General features: G+C 61.2%; 16 protein-coding genes and 1 pseudogene. 5 read left to right on the plus strand and 12 right to left on the minus strand.

Features of this window, described 5'->3' with window-relative positions:
* The first annotated feature begins 206 nt into the window (after positions 1-206).
* Positions 207-1622 (plus strand): PLP-dependent aminotransferase family protein, encoded by a 1416-nt coding sequence (locus B0G81_RS05340; RefSeq protein ID WP_134133785.1) that lies wholly within the window; start codon positions 207-209, stop codon positions 1620-1622.
* A 9-nt stretch (positions 1623-1631) separates the two neighbouring features.
* Here B0G81_RS05340 and B0G81_RS05345 read toward each other — a convergent pair whose 3' ends face one another.
* From B0G81_RS05345 to B0G81_RS05380, 8 genes are all read right to left on the minus strand, one after another.
* Positions 1632-2255, minus strand: coding sequence for a LysE family translocator (locus tag B0G81_RS05345; RefSeq protein ID WP_116123194.1), 624 nt, complete (start codon positions 2253-2255; stop codon positions 1632-1634).
* Between the two features lie 182 nt (positions 2256-2437).
* Entirely contained in the window at positions 2438-3169 is a 732-nt protein-coding gene (locus B0G81_RS05350; protein WP_134133786.1) for an ABC transporter substrate-binding protein, read from the minus strand.
* A 49-nt stretch (positions 3170-3218) separates the two neighbouring features.
* Complete coding sequence (locus B0G81_RS05355) at positions 3219-4499, minus strand: MFS transporter (RefSeq protein WP_106276910.1); 1281 nt, start codon at positions 4497-4499, stop codon at positions 3219-3221.
* A 135-nt stretch (positions 4500-4634) separates the two neighbouring features.
* On the minus strand, positions 4635-5684 hold the full coding sequence (locus B0G81_RS05360) for an Ldh family oxidoreductase (RefSeq protein ID WP_134133787.1): 1050 nt from the start codon (positions 5682-5684) through the stop codon (positions 4635-4637).
* A gap of 216 nt (positions 5685-5900) precedes the next feature.
* Positions 5901-6818: a LysR family transcriptional regulator gene (locus tag B0G81_RS05365; protein WP_106276914.1), complete on the minus strand. Its 918-nt coding sequence runs from the start codon at positions 6816-6818 to the stop codon at positions 5901-5903.
* A 245-nt stretch (positions 6819-7063) separates the two neighbouring features.
* Entirely contained in the window at positions 7064-7855 is a 792-nt protein-coding gene (locus tag B0G81_RS05370; RefSeq protein ID WP_134133788.1) for a MipA/OmpV family protein, read from the minus strand.
* Positions 7852-8733 carry an alpha/beta fold hydrolase gene (locus B0G81_RS05375; RefSeq protein ID WP_134133789.1) on the minus strand — a complete coding sequence of 294 codons (882 nt, stop codon included), beginning with the start codon at positions 8731-8733 and terminating at the stop codon, positions 7852-7854. The genes B0G81_RS05370 and B0G81_RS05375 overlap by 4 nt, the downstream gene beginning before the upstream one ends.
* Positions 8734-8735: 2 nt before the next feature.
* A complete protein-coding gene (locus B0G81_RS05380) occupies positions 8736-9533 on the minus strand; it encodes a DUF4118 domain-containing protein (RefSeq protein ID WP_134133790.1) in 798 nt (265 codons plus the stop codon).
* Between the two features lie 214 nt (positions 9534-9747).
* Here B0G81_RS05380 and B0G81_RS05385 point away from each other — a divergent pair, with 214 nt between their 5' ends.
* The gene (locus tag B0G81_RS05385; RefSeq protein ID WP_134133791.1) at positions 9748-10554 is read left to right on the plus strand and encodes an alpha/beta fold hydrolase; all 807 of its coding nucleotides are present in this window, start codon (positions 9748-9750) and stop codon (positions 10552-10554) included.
* A 32-nt stretch (positions 10555-10586) separates the two neighbouring features.
* Here B0G81_RS05385 and B0G81_RS05390 read toward each other — a convergent pair whose 3' ends face one another.
* Positions 10587-11708 (minus strand): hypothetical protein, encoded by a 1122-nt coding sequence (locus B0G81_RS05390; RefSeq protein ID WP_134133792.1) that lies wholly within the window; start codon positions 11706-11708, stop codon positions 10587-10589.
* Positions 11709-11914: 206 nt separating this feature from the next.
* Positions 11915-12214 (minus strand): hypothetical protein, encoded by a 300-nt coding sequence (locus B0G81_RS05395; protein ID WP_134133793.1) that lies wholly within the window; start codon positions 12212-12214, stop codon positions 11915-11917.
* Between the two features lie 124 nt (positions 12215-12338).
* On the opposite strand from B0G81_RS05395, the gene B0G81_RS05400 reads away from it, so the two are divergent.
* The 3 genes and pseudogenes from B0G81_RS05400 (at position 12339) to B0G81_RS05410 (ending at position 15054) form a co-directional block, all read left to right on the plus strand.
* Complete coding sequence (locus B0G81_RS05400) at positions 12339-13352, plus strand: ABC transporter substrate-binding protein (RefSeq protein WP_134133794.1); 1014 nt, start codon at positions 12339-12341, stop codon at positions 13350-13352.
* Positions 13353-13456: 104 nt separating this feature from the next.
* Positions 13457-13690 (plus strand): annotated as a pseudogene (locus B0G81_RS45325) (DNA-binding response regulator); the annotation flags it as partial.
* A gap of 212 nt (positions 13691-13902) precedes the next feature.
* Entirely contained in the window at positions 13903-15054 is a 1152-nt protein-coding gene (locus tag B0G81_RS05410) for a porin (RefSeq protein ID WP_208328510.1), read from the plus strand.
* Positions 15055-15264: 210 nt separating this feature from the next.
* On the opposite strand, the gene B0G81_RS05415 is transcribed toward B0G81_RS05410, so the two are convergent.
* On the minus strand, positions 15265-16311 hold the full coding sequence (locus B0G81_RS05415; protein WP_134133796.1) for a zinc-dependent alcohol dehydrogenase family protein: 1047 nt from the start codon (positions 16309-16311) through the stop codon (positions 15265-15267).
* Between the two features lie 202 nt (positions 16312-16513).
* Complete coding sequence (locus B0G81_RS05420) at positions 16514-18250, minus strand: FAD-dependent oxidoreductase (protein ID WP_134133797.1); 1737 nt, start codon at positions 18248-18250, stop codon at positions 16514-16516.
* Positions 18251-18338 lie beyond the last annotated feature (88 nt).

Genomic DNA, 18338 nt, shown 5'->3' on the forward strand with positions numbered 1-18338 from the left:
ACTTCCTTCGGGGCATGGCGAAACTGTAGCGTTCGCGGTTTAATGGCGGCATAAACAGTTGACGCGGTGTGGCGCTAACTGTGTTGGTGGATCTGCGTCAACTGTGTCGATGCGTTCCATGGCGGGTCGGCAGCGTCGCCGGCGCCGCATTTCGGACATATTCACACGTTCAGCCGCCCCGCGCGGCCCGCTTTTTCGTCCAGACCATGATCGAACTACAACTCGAGCGCGACCGGCGCGCCGCTCCCACGCTCGTCGAGCAGGTGGTGCAAGGCTTCGCGCGCGCCATCGAGGGGCAATCGCTGCGCGCGGGCGCGCTCCTGCCGTCGGTGCGGCAACTGGCGCAGAGCCACGACCTGAGCACCTTCACCGTCACCGAGGCCTACAACCGGCTGGTGTCGATGGGCCTCGTGGTCGCGCGGCGCGGCTCTGGCTATCGCGTGGCGCCGCGCTCGCAGTCCGCACGGGTTGCCGCCACGGACTGGCAGCCGCCGAGCCTCACCGCGACCTGGCTTCTGTCCGACGTGTTCGCCGACCATTCGGTGCCGATCAAGGCGGGCGGCGGCTGGCTGCCGAACGAGTGGATCAACGAAACCGGTTTGCAGCACGCGCTGCGTGCCATGAGCCGGGTCCCGGCGGCGCGCCTGGGCGATTACGGGCATCCATACGGATTCGCGCCGTTGCGCGAGCGGATCGCCGAGCAACTCGATCGGCGCGGCCTGCCGGTGGAAGTGTCCAACATCCTGCTCACGCAAGGCGCGACGCAAGGGCTGGATCTGATCGTGCGCACCTTGCTGCGAGCGGGCGACGCCGTGATCGTCGAAGATCCCGGTTATTGCAATCTGCTGCAGATTCTCAAGCTGGCCGGTCTGGTCGTGCATGGCGTGCCGCGCACGCCGGCGGGCGTCGATACGGACGTGCTTGAAGCGCTGGTTGCCGAGCACAAGCCGAAGGCGATCTTCGTCAACACGACGCTGCAGAATCCGACCGGCGCGACCTTCGGCATGTCGGCGGCGTTCCGCCTGCTGCAGATCGCCGAGCGTCAGCGCATGTGGGTGATCGAGGACGACGTGAGCCGCGAACTCGCGCCGTCCGGCGCACCCTTGTTCGCGGCGATGGAAGGCTTGCAGCGCGTGCTGTACGTCGGCGGTTTTTCGAAGACGGTGACGCCGGGGTTGCGCTGCGGCTACGTGGTTGCCGAGCGTGCGGTGCTGCGCGAACTCGCGCGCACGAAGATGGCGGTGGGATTGACGTCGTCGGAGGCGATCGAGCGGATTGTCGACAAGGTGCTGCTGGAAGGGCGCTACGCGCGTCACGTGGAAGCCGTCAACGAGCGCCTCAAGCTCGCGCACGCGACCGTTGAAGATCGGCTCGATTCGCTGGGTCTGGAACTGTTTCACCGGCCGCGCGCCGGGCTGTTTTTGTGGGCCCGCTTGCCGATCGAAGCGGAGCAGGCCGGCGAAGTGGCGACGGCCGCCCTCACCCACGGCATCTGGCTCGCGCCGGGCTCCTACTTCCGTCCCGACGATGCCCCGAGCGCCTGGTTCCGCTTCAACGCACCGTATTCGACGGATGATGCGTTGTGGCGGTTCATCGAGCGAGTGGGACAGGGAACGTTATAGCGACCGCGTTCAGGCCGCCTGGCCGATCAGCTTCAGCGCGATCGGATACAACGACAGCACCAGCAGCAGCGCCATCGCCACATTGAAGATGCGCAGCCGCTTCGGGTCCGACAGCACCTGCCGCATGGCGGTGCCGAAACCCGCCCATAAGCAGATACACGGAAAGCCGATGACGTAGAAGATCACCGCCATCGCGATGGCGTTCATGCTGTAGCTCTCGCTGAGATGGATCGTCGTGGCGGCGGTGAGGACCATCATCCATGCCTTCGGATTCACCCATTGGAAGGCAATCGCTTCGTAGAACTTCATGGGCCGGCGCTCGCCCTTCTTCACCTTCAACTCGCCCGAGGTGCCGATTTTCCACGCAAGGTACAGCAGATAAGCAACGCTCGCGACCTCGAGCACCGTGTACAGCACCGGGAAATGCACGAAGGCTTCGCCCAGACCGATCCCGACCGACAGCATCAACAGCACGACGCCGGCGCTGATGCCGGACAGATGCGGCAACGTGCGACGGAACCCGAAATTGACCCCGGAGGCCAGCAGCATCGTGTTGTTCGGACCGGGTGTGATGGTGGTGACGAGCGCGAACAGGATGCCGGCAGGCAGCGCGCTGAGACTGAGATAAGACATGGCAAGCTCCGGTGTCGGTCGAAAGGACGTTGGAGCATTCTAGCGAGAGTCGCCGGTACAGTACCGGTACGCTTTGTGAGATGGTGTCCGGTACGGGCGGGAGAGTGAAAAGCTGGGGGCGCGATGTTGTTTCCCATAACACCGCAACCGCCTTCCCGCATGCGCCGCGCGCCTGATCCCGCTTACGCCGCGGGCGCAACTGACGCGCCGGCAATCTTGTGCCGCGCGAGAGATTGGGCGACGAGCCCGGATGCTTTCGCTTCCTCGACAAACGCATGCAATGCGTGCGCTGCCGCTGCGCCACGGCTTTTCGGCACGCCCATCGCTTGGCGGATCACCATGAAGCGCCCGTCGAGCAGACGCAGGCCGGGCGCTTGACGTGCGTCGGCTTCGAGCTGCTGCCTCACGCCTGCCGCGACTTCGAGGTTCTGTTCGAGGAATGTTCGGACCACCGTCGGCGACGTGGGTGCGCGCACGATCTGCGCGTGTTTCAGCTCGCGAGTCAGGAACAGGTCGTAAGCGCTGCCCTCTCCAACGGCCACACGCACCGACTGCTGATCGACATCCTCGTTACGGCGAATTGGCGATGCATCGCGCACGAGGTAACAGCCTTCAATCAACACGTACGGCTCGGTGAACGCGATGGTTTCTCCTCGTCGCGGATCTACGGCGAAGAAGCCGAAGTCCGCTCGTTCCTCGCTGACCGCCTGCACGGACTTGCCCGCTGCATCGAATACCACGAGTTCCAGTTCCACACCGAGCGAGGCCGCGAACGCGCGCGCCAGATCCACCGAAACACCGGTCGGCTCGCCTGACGCGTCCTTGCCCGCGAGAATCGGATTGCCGAGATTGATCGAGGCCCGCAGCTTGCCGGTAGGTGTGAATGCACGAATGATGGACGGATCGGTTTTCATGGAGACGAGTAGAGTCAGGAATGGGGGTTTTGTATATCGACACGGACGTTCAGCCGCAGACACGCGCACTGCTCGCCTCGACGCGAGTCGATGATCGCGGCCGCAGCAGTATCGTCACGGCGAGCACGCTGGCGAGCGCTATGCCGCCAGCCAGGACGAAAGCGCTGAAGAACGTATGACTCTGCTGGACCAGAAATCCGGTTGCCGTCGGACCGACGATGCCGGCACAGTTCGCGATAGCGTGCACGCACCCGCCCACTCTGCCGAGTTTCGGACCGGGAATCGTGTCCTGAATCAGCGCCCAGTAGGTACTTCCGCTCAAATATAGAGCAAACACGGCAATGGCCATTAGCACTAGCGCGCTGACGGTTGTGGTCACGGCGCCGGCAAGCGCGACGCAGACACCCGCGGTGCCGAGGCATACGATCAGCACCCACTTGCGGGCACGCAGCGCATTGCCTGTGCGGCGAAAGATCAGATCGGACAGCACACCGCTCAATCCGTACCCGACGAATCCCAATACCCACGGCAACACCGTCGCCAGACTCATGCTTTTCAGGCTCAAATGACGATCCATAGTTAGAAAGCTCGGGAACCAGGTCAGGAAGAAAAACAGAATGTAGCTGTAACCGAAGTACGAAATCATCGCCGCGAGAATGGCGGGTTGCTTGAGGTAGAAGCCAAGGCTCCGGACTTCCGAAGGATCTTCCGGGACGCTGCGATCTGATTCGATCAGCTGTCGTTCTTCATCGGATATGCGCGGATGCTGGTGCGGCTTGTCGGTCGCCATGAATTGCCAGAAGACCAGCCAAAGCAATCCGAAACAGGCGATTCCCGCGAACGCGACGCGCCAGCCATAGGCCGCTGTCAGCAACCCGACCACCGGCCCCGCAACCGCGCCACCCAGCGGTAGACCACAATTTGCGAAGCCGAATGCCGTCGCCGATTCTTTATGCGGGAACCAGTTGTTCACGATCTTGTTGATCGTCGTCGCAAGCGGGCCTTCGGCCATGCCGAAAAGAGTGCGGATCGCGAGCAGCGACCCGAAGCCGGTCGCGAGGCCGGTCGCGCCACAAAATAGCGACCACGTCAAAATTGCCCCTGAAAACACGCGCTTGCCGCCCCAGCGATCCGCCGCCCAGCCGCCGATGAAATTGAAGGCCGCGTAGCCGATGAAAAACGTCGAGAACAATAGTCCGAGGCTGCCCGGCGACATGTGCAATTCCTGCATCACGGCGGGCGCCGCGACGGATAAAGCCGACCGGTCGAGATAGTTGATGAAGCCTGCGATGAACAGCAGCAAGACGATACGCCAACGGATGTTTGTCACCTGTCCCTCCTTGAGTCTTTTATGTTTTAGACGGCCCGCGCGCTCGATGGCGCTGTCCGGTCCGTTGAGTCTCCTTGCTCGCCGCAACCCGCGTTGGAAGCTCGCAGGGCGCGGCGTAGCGGACGAATCGCCGCTTCAGTTGTGTGGCCGCGCGGCGGCTTGCAGCATGGCGAGTTGCGCCGCACCGATGTCGATGCCTGCCGCCATCTGACGTTCCAGAAGACCGAGTTCGATCTGGCCGGGCACGATCACAGGCGCATTCGGATCGGCAGGCCTGGAGCCGTGCAGAATTGCCGCGTAGTCGGCCATACGCGCGGCGAGCCACGCACCGCTGCCAAGCCTGGTCGTATCGATCAGGATAAAGAAGTGGCCGAGATTTTGCGGCTGTTCGGGATCGTCCTCCCACGACTTCACATGCGTCAGATAGGCCGCTCCGGAAAGCATTCCTGCGAACAGATCGACGACCAGTGCGAGGCCATAGCCCTTGTGGCCGCCGATCGGGAGCAGGAAGCCATCGAGCGCGGCTTTCGGGTCGGTGGTCGGCTTACCTTGGGCGTCGGTCGCCCAGTCGCCGGGAATCGGTTCGCCGCGCTTGAGCGCGTTGCGAATCTTTGCGCGCGCTGCGACGCTGATCGCCATATCCAGAATAAACGGATGGCCTTCCGGGTTCGGGACGCCGAAGCCGACAGGACTGTTGCCCAGGCGCGCGTCGGTGCCGCCCCACGGTGCGATCGTCGTCGTTGCGTTGCTGCCGATGATGCTCGCGAACCCGTTCATGGCGGCGAGGTACGAATACGGCGACACCGGGCCGAAGTGATTGCTGCCTCGCACGAACACGCACGCGATGCCCTGCTCGCGCGCGGCCGTCATCGCCAGATCGAGTGCGCGAAAGCCGACGAGCGGGCCGATACCGTTGTCGCCGTCGAGACGATGAAGCGCCGGGCCGACTTGTTCGGAGCTGATCGACGGTTTGGGATTGATTCCGCCGATGCGCAGGCGAGAGCCGTACGATTCGATTCGGCTGGTGCCGTGCGTGCGCAAACCGAACAGGTCGGCGAGTACGAGGATGGTGGCGGTGTCGGTGGCGTCGGCGCGATTCAGGCCGAGCGCGCAGAGTGCTTCGATTGTCAGCTCGGTCAATTGCGCCTTGCTGACCATGCCCGGAGCGGTGGTGGATTGAGTCATGGAACGGGTCGTCTCCTTCGATCTAAAAACTGTGCGGGTCAAGCGACTGCGACAGCACAGCGCTTGCGTTTCACACATGATCGGTCAGGCGTCACCCGCGTGACAAACGCATATTTTCGTTCGATTGGTGCGTCGAATGCACGAATCGGGCTGCAACTGGCGCAACGGCAACGTGGCCGCCCGAAGCGATTGCAGCGCTTCAGCGCATACCATTGCTTAAGCGCCGGCGTCTGCGGGCAGCGCGTCGGATGCGCGAAGCTCCGTCAACAACTGAAGGAAGAAGCGTCCGGCAGAAGACAAGCCGCGCCCGCGACGCTGGAGTACGCCCAGCGTGCGCCGGATAGGCGGATCGACGAGCGCGACGCTCGTGAGTGCTTTGTGAGGGCCGCGAGGCATGGCGAGGCGAGGCACGACACCCACGCCGAGTCCGGCTTCCACCAGGCTCACGAGCGCCGGTACATGGCGCACTTCACAGAACCATTTCGGCCTGTCGACGACGCCGGCCAGCGCCTCGTCAATGACCGCGCGATTGCCGCTGCCTTGTGCAACCGCCAGATAGTCGAGGTTGGCGAGTTCCGCCCAGGCGACCGATTTGCGCCTGGCGAGCGGATGGGCGCGCGGACAGGCGAGGACGAAAGGGTCGTCGAGGAGCGGCGTGAACTCGATGTCCGGCTCCTGTGTGCCGACATAAGTAAGACCGAAGTCCGCTTCGCCGCGCGCCACAGCAAGAAATACCATCGACGACGGCTCGTCGATCAAGCGCAGGCGGATGCCGGGATAACGCTCGTGATAGAGAGCAATGGCTTCAGGAAGGAAATAGCGCACGGCCGAGGGCACGCACGCAATGGTGAGCTCGCCGGTCATCTTGCGCGCGAAATCGTCGAACTCGAGCATCGAGTTGTCGATTTCGTTGAGGATTCGATATGCCCGATCCAGAAACCCGCGACCCACGATGGTCAGATCCATCTTGCGCGTGGTTCGCTCGAAAAGCCTGACGCCGAGTGCGTCCTCCAGTTTCTCGATGCGACGCGAGAGCGCCGACGCTGAAAGGTGCAGCGAGTCGGCAGCAGCGCGAAAACTGCCGAGGTCGGCTGTGGCGACAAAGGCGCGCAAGTCGGATATCTCGAAGTTCATTCCAGAGGTCGCAGCGGTGAAGAGAGTCGCTCAGTGTCGATGGACCGCTGCGCGTTGTCAATTCGTGCGCGCGACACAATAATCGACCGACTTTGCGTTTATTCCGCCGTGGGAGAATCAAGCGCCTGCAGAAAGCGGAGCTGATTACCTGGCGATGTTGCCAACGGCTGGAAGTTTGTCGGCATAGCAGCCGATGCCGTCTCCGACGCCGGCGGTCCATTCCCGCGCGCGAAAGACTTTCGCAACTAGAAGCGGTAAAGGACCGACGCCATCCCGTTGAGGTCGAGCCGACGCTCGGTGATCGGACTGCCTGCGGCGTAACGCTCGAGGCGTCCCGCGACTACGGCAACGTTCGCCGACCAGTGCGGATTGATTTTGTAAGTCGCATTCACGTTGAAGTGAATATCACGCAAGCCGGAACCGGTATCGTAGTGTGGCAATCCCGACGCCGCACTTTCCTGCGGCGTGATGCCGAACAAGGTCTGCGTATAGGTCGCGTTGGCCCAGGTGAGGCCCGGACCCATCGAAAAGAGCCAGTTGCCGATCGGCGCCGATACGAACAGATCGGCCATCGCCGTCAGACCCTGTCCGGTTCCGGCGATGTCCTGATAGGCCGCCAGCGCGCCGGTGAACGCCCACCACGTGTAATCGCCGAAGAGCCGCAGCTTCGGTCCATAGTGCACATCGGGCAGGCCTTTGAGCCGCGCATCGTCGGACGACGATCTCGACTGGAAGTCGAAACTCACCGACATACCGAGGTGATAGTTCTCTCCATGCAGTACGTTGACGCCGAGCACATCGGGACCCTGCGAGAAAAACCGCTCCTTCCATGAAATGTCCTGCACGGGGAATGGAAGCACTTGAAGCTTTGAGGAGCCAGGGAACTTCGGGAACACGTACATGCCGGGCCCGACCGAAATTTTCCAATCGCTGTCCGCCTGCGGTTCATCGGCGTGCGCGACGCCGATCGTGCAGCATGCTGTGACCGCTGCGAGCGCCAGATAACGGCGTGCAAAAGTTGTAATGTCCTGCCTCATGCTTTCCTCGCCACGGCGGCCAGTTGTCTCAGGCGCCGCGCGAGCGCCCGTGATACGACAGGCGTCGGATTGTCGCAGCACGCCGACGCCGCAGCGCTTTCGCGCATGAAGAGCGCGCATTCTCGCGCGACGACCTCACGCTCGTTGTCCGATGTGATCATGTGGTACGAGTCGTCGAGCCAGATGGCGCGAAGAAACGACGCTCCCACGTTCGCCATGACGTAGCGCGCGTTGTGCGGGCTAGACGTCTCGTCGTCGATCGCATGAATGATGAGGCAGTCGGTGCTGATGCTCTTCAGCATTTTGCGCACTGAGTTCGTCAGCCGGCCCGCTTCATGAAGCGCGGGCACCCCAATGGATGCGGGTCCCACTTCGCTAATTTCGCCTCTTTGCATCACGCGCGCAATTTTCGAGCGCAGCGCTTCGTTGCGCAGCCCATAGGGTTCGTGCTCGCGATAACGGTAGCGCGAGCGCAGTGGCGTGTAATAGACGTAATCGAGCAAAAATCGATACCAGGGAATCGCCCAGCCGTCGTAACTGAGTGTGATCGACAACAACAGCAACGCGCGCGCGGTCGGGCGCTGCTGGGCGACGGCCGCGGCCAGCGTCGCGCCCATGGAGAGGCCGCATACCGAAACATGTCGGTGCCGCGATGCAAGCGCGTCAAATTCCGCGACGGCTGCGCTGATCCATTCTTCCATTGGGACATGTCCGGTGCCGGCGCTGTAGCCACGAATTTCTGGCGTGTGAGTCACGAACCCTTCTTCGACTAGTGCGCGCGCGAGGAACCGCAACTCCGCCGGAGAACTCGACAGGCCGTGCAAGAGCAGGACAGCGTGATCGTTGCCCGGAGCAGTGGGAAATGGAGATGTGTTCATGGTCAGTCTTCCGCCCGGAGGATCAGAAAGTCGCCTGACGGCGTAGTGAAGCGTTCGCACACACATTCGACTGCGCGCCAACCGTGTCCAGTTGATAGAAAACGCATGCGGTGATGGCCCGGCACCAGCCGGTCGTTCACGCGCGCGAGATCGTCCCGATGTACTTGCGAATGCCTGGCGCCGTAAGCGATGCCCGTAAGAAGCGCCTCGTCGTCAATGATGCCGGTGGCCGTGGAGGTTGCCGCTGTCGCGACGAAACTGCCAGGCGGCGCGCTCGTTGCCGGATCGAGCGCCTTGATGAGAATGAGCGACCGGTTGTGCTGCGCGATGTGATGCAGCATGCGATGCATTTCATCGGTGGCACGACGCGCGATCAGGCGTTCGTTATCGCCGCGCAGCAGCATTTCATAGCGCGAGAGCGCGACAGACGCCAGCAGTTCGGCGCGATACTGCGCGCGTTTCAGTCGCTCGACCAGCGTGATGACTAATACCGTGATGAGCGAATACGAGACAAGCAGACGGATGTCCGATTCATCAATGATGTCGATGCGTCCGTATGGCGGGACGAACAGATAATCCGCGAGGCAGAGTCCCGCGAGCATCACGCTCACTGCGGGCGCGAGGCCGCAATAATATTCCACGAGCACGGCGGCGATAAGAAAGGCGGTGCCCGGCATGATCGGGCCGAGCAGCGGGTGAAGTATCGTGCGAATGGCAGCGGCGGTAAAAAGTGCTGCCGCTGCGACGATCCACCGTTTGCGGCCTCGCGAAGCCCACCGCCGGGAGTTTTTTACTTTCATTTGTTTTATACAGCGAGATGACGTTTACGCAAAAACCGGTGATTGTGCCAGACACTTTTGTGGCCTCAGCCGCTATATCGGTCAAAATTTTTTGACTGGACGGTATTTCCCTCAGTGCAATGGCGGGAAACCGAACATGGCGAATGGCGCATCGAAGCGCTGATAGTCTTTATACTGGCGCCGAAACTAATAAGCTTACCGTGCGAGCCAAAGCATGCGCCTGCTCACCTATGCCTTATGCTTCGTTATGGCCGCCTACCTTGCGGCGGCACTGGCGCTGTATCTGATGCAGGACCGCCTGCTGCTTCCCTCCACGCCCGACACAGCCGATCTGCGCACCGTCGTGAACAAGCTTAGCCATATTGAAGCGTGGAAAGCGCAAGGCTCGTTCGCGGGCTATGTCGTCACACCGACCGATCACGAAGCCCGCGGCACGTTCATCCTTTTTCACGGCAACGAAGAGTCGGCGGAGACCAAGCTGCCGCTCGCCGAAGTATTCGTGCGCGCCGGGTATCGGGTCGTGATTGTCGAGTATCCGGGGCACGGCAGGCGGGGAGGTGAGCGCACCATGAAAGCGGCGACCGTTGCTTCGCGCGAGGCCTTATCGGCCGTGCTCTCACAATGGCGCGGGCCGGTCTATCTGGTGGGCGAATCTCTGGGCGCGGGCATGGCATCGCAAGTGGTCAAGGGCAACGAATCGGCGATTGCGGGCGTCCTGCTCATCACGCCGTGGGATTCGCTGGCCGATGTGGCCACCGAGAAGTATCCGATTTTCCCGGTGCGATGGCTGCTGCACGATGGTTTTGATTCGGTCGCCGCCGTATCGCGCTACGGCGGTCCGCTTGTCATTGTCGGCGCGCAGCGGGACGACGTGATTCCGGTCGCACATGCACGGCGTTTCGCGAGCGAACACGATCACGCGCGGCTCATGCTGTTGCCGAGCGCCGATCACGACAGCTGGTTCGGTGCCATGACGCCGCAGGACTGGCGACGCGTTCTGCAATGGCTGAATGCCGCATGACGCGTCGCCTGATTTGAAGCGCATCCGAAAGTCTAGCGGGTCGAGAACACTGAGATGCCCCCGTTGGGAAATCCTGCGGCGCCAGGCTGGAACGGCACGTACACTTGCCCAAGCGCGCTGTCGATGGCGACAGAATGCGCCCCGGTGCCTACCGGAACTTTAAAGAGCAATTGCCGTGAAGCGCCATCGATTACGCCCATCTGCGGACTAAATCCGGAAGCCGCAGCGATACCGCTCGTGACGTAGTGCCGGGCCGGCAGGAAATAGCGGTTGGAAGTCGGATCGTAATTGACCTGATCCACCCCGCCAAACGGCAGGCTGGCCTGGATTGCGCCACTCGCACGATCGAGGATCAGCGTGATGAGCGGGTCGCCGGCCGGCGGATCGCATCCTATGAGCACGTCGTTATTCGGGCCAAGCACGATTCCCGCCGGTCCGCATTTCCCTAGTGGAAACGATTTGCTGACAGAAGGACTGCCCGCCGCTGCGGAACTGCCGGTGATGACATCGAGTTGGCCTTCGGGATTGGCAGAGGTCCCGTCGTTGTTGATCAAAAAGCTCTTCGAGACAGGGTCGTATGTGCACGCTTCGAGCCCCGACGAACCGTTAAAAGGCAGTTTTACCACCGCCTTTTGTGTCAGCGTGGAAATGAACGTGACGAACGGGGGCGAGTCTCCGGGGCTCGCATACATCACGAGATGATCGTCGGGATCGTAGCAGCCCTCATCGACGCGCGATCCGGAATTACTGATGGCGATCGTGTTGACCGTCTTTTGCGCCGCCGTATCGATCACCTTAACCGAGTCGACGTCGCCGACGTAGATCGTGTTCGTGCCGGTGATCCCTACAATTCCGTCGGGACCGGACTCATTTGTTGTGGCGCCGGCACCGATGAACGGCCCCGGAATCTGTGCGACCAGCGTGTTCGATTTAGTGTCCACGACGTCGACCGCTTTGTTATTGCGGTCGGCAAGAAAGTACTTGCCGGCCTCCACGTAACCGATATCGAAACTGAATGGTGGGCTCGAAGCGTTGGGTACGGCGACGTTCGTCAATAGCTTTGGCGGCGTCGGGGCGCTGACGTTATCGCCACCTCCGCAGCCGGCCAGTGCGGCCGCAGCTAGCAAAACCAAAGTCGTTATGCGCGTTCCCATCGATTTGTCTCCTTTCCGTTTATTGGCTCGAGCGCCGGTCCGCAGATCGGCTAGAGCACTGAACTTATATCCACTTCTGAACAAGTACGATCATTGAACAATTCTTAAGGAAAGCTTAAGAAGATGATCGTTTGAAGAGACCGCCACGTCTCCCACAGATGCCGCCTCGCAGCGCAAGGATTGTGGCCATAGACTCGGCGTCTGGCTCACACAATGGCGGCGCGACGAAGAATCGGAAAGTAAAACTTATTTATGGTCTGCATTACGTGGACGCTATACCCGTAATGAAACTGAAGCTTCCACAGCGGTGATGGTGACATGCCGGCCGCAATTTTTGCGCTGCAGATTTTGACGGTCCTGCGCGACATCGTCGATGTAACCGCCGGGCCGGCCCAGTGTGCGTTTTCGGCCGGTTTTTTCACGATCAGCAGGCACTCCAGGATGAGGTAAGAGGCAATCGACGCAGGGCGGAACTGCGCCGGGCCTTCGCATCCGGCGACGGTCATGTCATGGAAATCCCCGAGTCGACAGGCGGTGCCGTGAAAGCGGAGAGAAGGATTCGTGCTTCCATACTTGCGCCATCGATGCAGACAGGCAGCACTTCGCGGCCGACAATAACGGAGACTATCGATGCAACCGAAAACTACGGCGTTTCGCCACATTGCTGGCGCCTGCTGCCTGCTGTTTGGTCTTGCCTCACAACCAGCGACGGCCGCCGATAGCGGGAAGATCACAATCATGGTCGGCGGCATTACCAAGCTGATCTATCTGCCGGCGCGACTGACCGAGCAACTCGGCTACTTCAAGGACGAGGGGCTCGACGTTGAACTGCTGTCGCAGCCTGCTGGTGTCGACGCGGAGAACGAACTGCTAGCCGGGGCCGTCCAGGCTGTTGTGGGGTTCTACGACCACACGATCGATCTGCAGACCAAGGGCAAGGACGTCAAGGCGATCGTCGTGTTCGGCCAGGTGCCGGGCGAGGTCGAAATGGTATCGACCAAGGCGGCCGACACGATCAAGTCCATGGCCGACGTCAAGAGCAAGACGCTGGGCGTGACGGGCCTCGGTTCGTCGACCAGTTTTCTGACGCAATACCTCGCCGGACAGCACGGGATCCAGTCGACCGAATACACGATGCTGCCGGTGGGTGCCGACGCCAGTTTCATCGCGGCAATCAAACAGAACCGTATCGACGCTGGCATGACGACGGAGCCCACGATATCCGCATTGCTCAAATCGGGCGAGGCAAAGGTGCTCGTCGATATGCGCTCGGTCGAGGGGACGAAGGCGGCGCTGGGCGGTACGTATCCCGCGTCGAGTCTCTACGTGCAGGCAGCATGGGCTGATTCGCACAAGACCGAGGCCACGAAGCTCGCTCATGCATTTGTTCGCACGATGCAGTTCATTCACACGCATAGCGCCGAGGAAATCGCGGCGAAGATGCCCAGCGACTATCAGAAAGACAAGCCGCTGTACGTGAGCGCCCTGAAGGCGTCCCTGCCGATGTATACCGCCGACGGCAAGATGCCGGCTGATGGCCCGGCGACCGTGCTCAAGGTGCTCTCGGCGTTCAATCCGTCGGTCAAAGGCAAGCATGTTGAACTGGACAAAACCTACACCAACGAGTTTGTCAGTGCGAAATAGGTCGCTCGCGCGCTCAGCGCGTTAGGCCTCACCTCATATGACGCGGCTCGCTGGACCGCCGGGCTTCTGCAGAACAATAAATTGCTCGCCTCTGTTCCGCCGTGGACAAGGCTAACTGTTTCAGCGCCAGTGCCGACGACTATGTTGTCAAGCCGTTCGACGCACGCGAACTGGTCGCGCATATCAAGGCGCTGATCCGCCGGCAATCCGGTGGTATGTCTTCGAGTCCCGCCTGTGGCGACCCACAATACATCTCCGTTGGGCGGGAGTTTATTCACAACGAGACGCCTCTCGCGTCGCGACGTCGCGAGCACACCGTCCTCGACATGCGGATGCTCATCTAGATGCGCCGCTTGCGCGCTCCGTCGGCGGTATTCCGATTAATGGACCGGAGCGCTGCCCGTATATCAGTGAATGCACTGAGTTGTTCGAGCAATACGGGAAAGGAGCGTGAAGGATTGAGGTAAGTAGGATTGCGTTCAGTCGCATGCCGGATGGGACATCCGACAGACGGACCGCAGCAGTCGAGAGCAGAACAATCAGATTTTCAATGCAGCAGTCGGAGGAGACGATCTTGAAGAAAAAGTATCTTACGTTGGCCATCGCGGCCAGCGCACTTGGAGCGACAGCCGCGCACGCGCAGTCGAGTGTCCAGCTTTATGGACTGATGGACCTGAGCTTTCCGACCTACAGAACGCACGCGGACGCCAACGGCAATCACACCATCGGCATGGGCAACGACGGTGAACCGTGGTTCAGCGGGAGTCGCTGGGGCCTGAAGGGCGCCGAGGACATCGGTGGCGGTTCGAAGATCATTTTCCGGCTCGAGAGCGAATTCGTCGTCGCCAACGGCCAGATGGAAGATCCGGGTCAGATCTTCGACCGCGATGCATGGGTCGGTATCGAGAACGACACGTTCGGCAAGATCACGGCGGGCTTCCAGAACACCATCGCGCGCGATTCGGCGGCGATCTATGGTGACCCCTATGGCAACGCGCGGCTGACCACGGAAGAGGGTAGCTGGACCAACTCGAATAATTTCAAGCAGATGATTTTCTATGCGGCCAGCGCGACGGGCACGCGTTACAACAACGGTGTCGCCTGGAAGAAGCTCTTCAGCAATGGGATCTTCGCGAGCGCCGGTTACGCATTCGGCAACTCAACGAGTTTCAGCTCCAACTCCAATTACCAGGCGGCGCTCGGTTATAACGGCGGCGCGTTCGACGTGTCGGGTTTTTATAATCACGTAAATCGCGTTGGCTTTACCAACCAGACATGGTCGGTGGGCGGCAACTTTAACTTCGGCATTCTGCGCGCCAATGCGGGTTATTTCCGCTACCTCGGCAATCAGGGCTCGCTCGGTCAGCGTCAGGATAACGCGTGGACCGTGTCGCTCAAGCTGTCGCCGAAGGGCCCGCTCGACTACCAGCTCGGCTATCAGCAGATGCGCGTGAAGAACGCCGCGTACAACGGCGATGGCGACATTCCGAACGCGAACATTGGCGCTTTCGATCCGGCATCGGGCCTTCACAACGGCTTCAAGGAAACGCTGTACGGGTCGGTCTTCTATCACCTGTCCAAGCGTACCGAACTGTATCTGGCCGGCGACTACATGAGGCTTCATGGCGGCTATACGGTCGGCAGCACGTTTGGCGCGACCAACCAGCTTGAACTGACGACAGGCGTGCGCACCCGCTTCTGATCCTCGAAGGCGTGCCTCCCGGCTGATTCATCGACCAAATGTGCTCCTGTTTGCGGCGACGGAAATCCGTTCGCCGCTTTTCAAGCTCGCTATTCGCGCGCGCTTCAACCAACGGAAGCGGTCATATGGTCTGATTTGATGGCACGAGTCAGGGTGCTCCAGTTCTGCCGACAGCGTCGCCAGAGCGCTTGGTCCTGGCAGGTTTTTCATCTACCGGGCTTCGTTCGAGATGACAACTTTCAAGGCCCGTGAATTCCTCGCATCGGAAAACGTGGCGTAAGCATCCATGATCCGGTCGAGCGTGAAGCGGTGCGTGACCAGCTTCTTCGGTTCAAGACGTTTCGACTCCACAGTTGAAAGCAGCATAGGGGTGGTGTACGTATCCACAAGGCCGGTTGTCAATGTGATGTTGTGTGACCAGAGCCGCTCCAGATGCAGATCCACCTTTGTGCCATGAACGCCTATATTCGCGATCGTCCCGCCTGCGCCGATGATGGACTCGCAAATGGCAAATGTCGCAGGAATACCGACTGCCTCTATCGACACATCCACACCGCGGTTGACGGTCAGCGCCATCACCTGTTCGACGGCATTGCCTGCGCCGCTGTTGACGAGGTGTGTGGCACCGAACTGCTTCGCGACCTCCAGCCGGTTGTCGTCGACATCGACGACGATAATCTGCGCCGGCGCGAAGAACTGAGCCGTCATCAGTGCGGCGAGACCGACCGGCCCCGCGCCCACGATGGCAACGCTCTGACCCGGTTTGAGCTTGCCATTGAGTATCCCGCATTCGAAGCCCGTCGGCAGGATATCGCTGAGCATCACGAGAGCCTCCTCGTCGGCGCCGGCGGGCGTGTGATAAAGGCTTGAGTCGGCATGCGGGATGAGGACCTTCTCGGCCTGCGTACCGTCAATGAGGTGCCCAAGAAGCCACCCCCCTGTGGTGCAATGGGAATACATCTGCCGTCGGCAGAATTCACATTTTCCGCAAGAACTGATACATGAGATCAGTACGAGGTCGCCGATCATGAAGTTGGACACGGCGTTGCCGACCGCTTCGACGACACCGACGCCCTCATGACCCAGCGTCGTGCCGGGCCGCACCTTCGGGACGTCTCCTTTCAGAATGTGCAGGTCCGTGCCACAGATCGTCGTCTTCGTGATACGCACAATCGCATCCGTGGGCTTCGCGATTGTCGGTTCCGGCTTGTCTTCGAGGGCCTTCCGGCCCGGACCATGAAACACCAATGCTTTCATCTCCACCTCCCGACGGCATTGCACTGCGAGTACCCGGTCAACCGGACACGATATTCCCCGGCCGCGGTCATCATGATGTCCCTGACTACGCCTCGTTTGAACCCGATATGCTGCGCTGCGACCGAGAAGCACAGACCGACATTGCGGACGTCAACTGGAGGCTTGTCGTGTGGCGCTGTCCGAGCAAGTGAATTCGCGTGCCTCAGCTGCCCGACGCGGCAAGGTAACTATGAATCTGATGTACCACAGCCGCACCTTCACCCACTGCGGCCGCGACACGCTTGATCGAGCCGGAGCGAACGTCGCCGATCGCGAACACACCCTCGATGCTTGTCCGCAAAGGTGACGCTGCAAGGCCCGCTTCGGGAAGGTCGGTGCCCGTCAAGACGAATCCTTTGCTGTCCAACGACACGCCACATGTCTTCAACCAGGTTGAATTCGGTTCGGCGCCCACGAACACGAACAGATGGTGCGCCGTCATCGTCCCCTCGATACCGCCGGCGCCGCGGAAATGCACGCGCTCCAGACGTGCGTCACCTTCGAGTGCGGTTAGTTCGGTACGCGTATGAACCGTCACGTTCTCCAGCCCGGTAACACGCTCGATCAGATAGTGCGACATGCTCTTTTCGAGGCTCGAGCCGCGGATAAACAGGTGGACGTGTTCCGCGTGCGACGCCAAAAACACCACAGCCTGTCCCGCGGAGTTGCCACCGCCCACGAGCAGCACCGATTCTTTGCGGCAAAGCCTCGCCTCGATCGGCGAGGCCCAGGAATAGACGCCATGGGATTCGAGACGCGCCAGTCCTTCGACACCGAGGCGCCGGTACTCCGCGCCGCTCGCGATCACGACGGTACGCGCGGAGATGCGCCGCGCGTCGGCAAGCTCCACGATGAACGGGTGCCGATCGCAGTACAGCATTTTGACTTCACAGGGAATACCGAGATGCGCGCCGAACTTTTGCGCCTGAGCGAACGCGCGGCTCGCCAGCGCATGTCCGGTGATCCCGGTGGGAAACCCCAGGTAATTTTCGATGCGCGAACTCGTACCGGCCTGGCCGCCTGGCGCCCGGCCGTCGAATGCGGCCACCGACAGCCCTTCGGATGCGGCATAGACCGCCGTCGCGAGGCCCGCCGGTCCGGCGCCGATAATCGCCACATCGTAGACGTGAGTTGAATCGAACTCGGGAACGAGTCCTAGACATGAAGCCAGCTGACCCTCGTCGGGGTTTCTCAGCATCGTGCCGTTGGGGCACAGGACCAGCGGGAAATCGTCGGGCTGCGTCGTCAGCCGGTCAAGTAGCGCGACAGCTTCCGCATCGCTCTGCGCATCGATCGTCGTTTGCGGACAGCCATTGCGGTGAAGAAAATCCTGCAAGGCGACGAGCCGCGCGTTACCGGGCGGTCCGACGAGAACGACGCCCTGCCCGCGCTCGATGATCAAGGCGCGCCGCAGGATCAACGCACGCATGATTTTTTCGCCGAGGTCGGCTTCGCTCATCATCATCGCGGTGAGTCCGTCCGGCCGCAGCAACAGCGCTTCGACATCCTCTACGACGTGCGCGTCGAGCAGGGCGGGCTTGCGCGAGAGCTGCGCGACATCGGAGGTGAACTCGCCGTACCCTGTCTGAGTCCGAACGACGCGTTCGCGGCCCAAGCCGTCGCGTCCGACGATGCGAACCTTGCCTGAAAGCAGGACGAACACACCCGGGCTGATGGTTCCGGCGCGATAAAGCAGTTCGCCCGCAGCGTAGCGGCAACGGCTGGCAAAGCGCCGCAGCCTGTCGACCTCGGCTTGAGTCAGGACTGGAAACATCTGCTGGAAACGCGGATGGTCGCGCACAGTCGGATCTTCGGCCAGTTCTCCCTCCCGCGCGCGCTGCGCCTCGTCCACTGCTTCGCGGACTAACGCGCTGCCCGATGTTACTGACTCGTTGTCCATCTGAGATTTCCCTCGCGACAATCCTCAACGAGCGGTGTGGCCTCGATTGGCTTCGACACATGGGTGAGTTGTCGATGAAGCCGGTTTT

Source organism: Paraburkholderia sp. BL6665CI2N2 (assembly GCF_004366535.1).
In the GTDB taxonomy this organism is placed as follows: Bacteria; Pseudomonadota; Gammaproteobacteria; order Burkholderiales; family Burkholderiaceae; genus Paraburkholderia.

Bases quoted from the DNA above. Each gene is read 5' to 3' on its own strand.
- B0G81_RS05395 (WP_134133793.1), bottom strand. From the start codon at position 12,214: ATGACCGTCGCCGGATGCGAAGGCCCGGCGCAGTTCCGCCCTGCGTCG.
- B0G81_RS05365 (WP_106276914.1), bottom strand. From the start codon at position 6,818: ATGAACTTCGAGATATCCGACTTGCGCGCCTTTGTCGCCACAGCCGAC.
- B0G81_RS05385 (WP_134133791.1), top strand. From the start codon at position 9,748: ATGCGCCTGCTCACCTATGCCTTATGCTTCGTTATGGCCGCCTACCTT.
- B0G81_RS05415 (WP_134133796.1), bottom strand. From the start codon at position 16,311: ATGAAAGCATTGGTGTTTCATGGTCCGGGCCGGAAGGCCCTCGAAGAC.
- B0G81_RS05380 (WP_134133790.1), bottom strand. From the start codon at position 9,533: ATGAAAGTAAAAAACTCCCGGCGGTGGGCTTCGCGAGGCCGCAAACGG.
- B0G81_RS05410 (WP_208328510.1), top strand. From the start codon at position 13,903: ATGCAGCAGTCGGAGGAGACGATCTTGAAGAAAAAGTATCTTACGTTG.
- B0G81_RS05360 (WP_134133787.1), bottom strand. From the start codon at position 5,684: ATGACTCAATCCACCACCGCTCCGGGCATGGTCAGCAAGGCGCAATTG.
- B0G81_RS05345 (WP_116123194.1), bottom strand. From the start codon at position 2,255: ATGTCTTATCTCAGTCTCAGCGCGCTGCCTGCCGGCATCCTGTTCGCG.
- B0G81_RS05420 (WP_134133797.1), bottom strand. From the start codon at position 18,250: ATGGACAACGAGTCAGTAACATCGGGCAGCGCGTTAGTCCGCGAAGCA.
- B0G81_RS05370 (WP_134133788.1), bottom strand. From the start codon at position 7,855: ATGAGGCAGGACATTACAACTTTTGCACGCCGTTATCTGGCGCTCGCA.
- B0G81_RS05340 (WP_134133785.1), top strand. From the start codon at position 207: ATGATCGAACTACAACTCGAGCGCGACCGGCGCGCCGCTCCCACGCTC.
- B0G81_RS05375 (WP_134133789.1), bottom strand. From the start codon at position 8,733: ATGAACACATCTCCATTTCCCACTGCTCCGGGCAACGATCACGCTGTC.
- B0G81_RS05350 (WP_134133786.1), bottom strand. From the start codon at position 3,169: ATGAAAACCGATCCGTCCATCATTCGTGCATTCACACCTACCGGCAAG.
- B0G81_RS05390 (WP_134133792.1), bottom strand. From the start codon at position 11,708: ATGGGAACGCGCATAACGACTTTGGTTTTGCTAGCTGCGGCCGCACTG.
- B0G81_RS05400 (WP_134133794.1), top strand. From the start codon at position 12,339: ATGCAACCGAAAACTACGGCGTTTCGCCACATTGCTGGCGCCTGCTGC.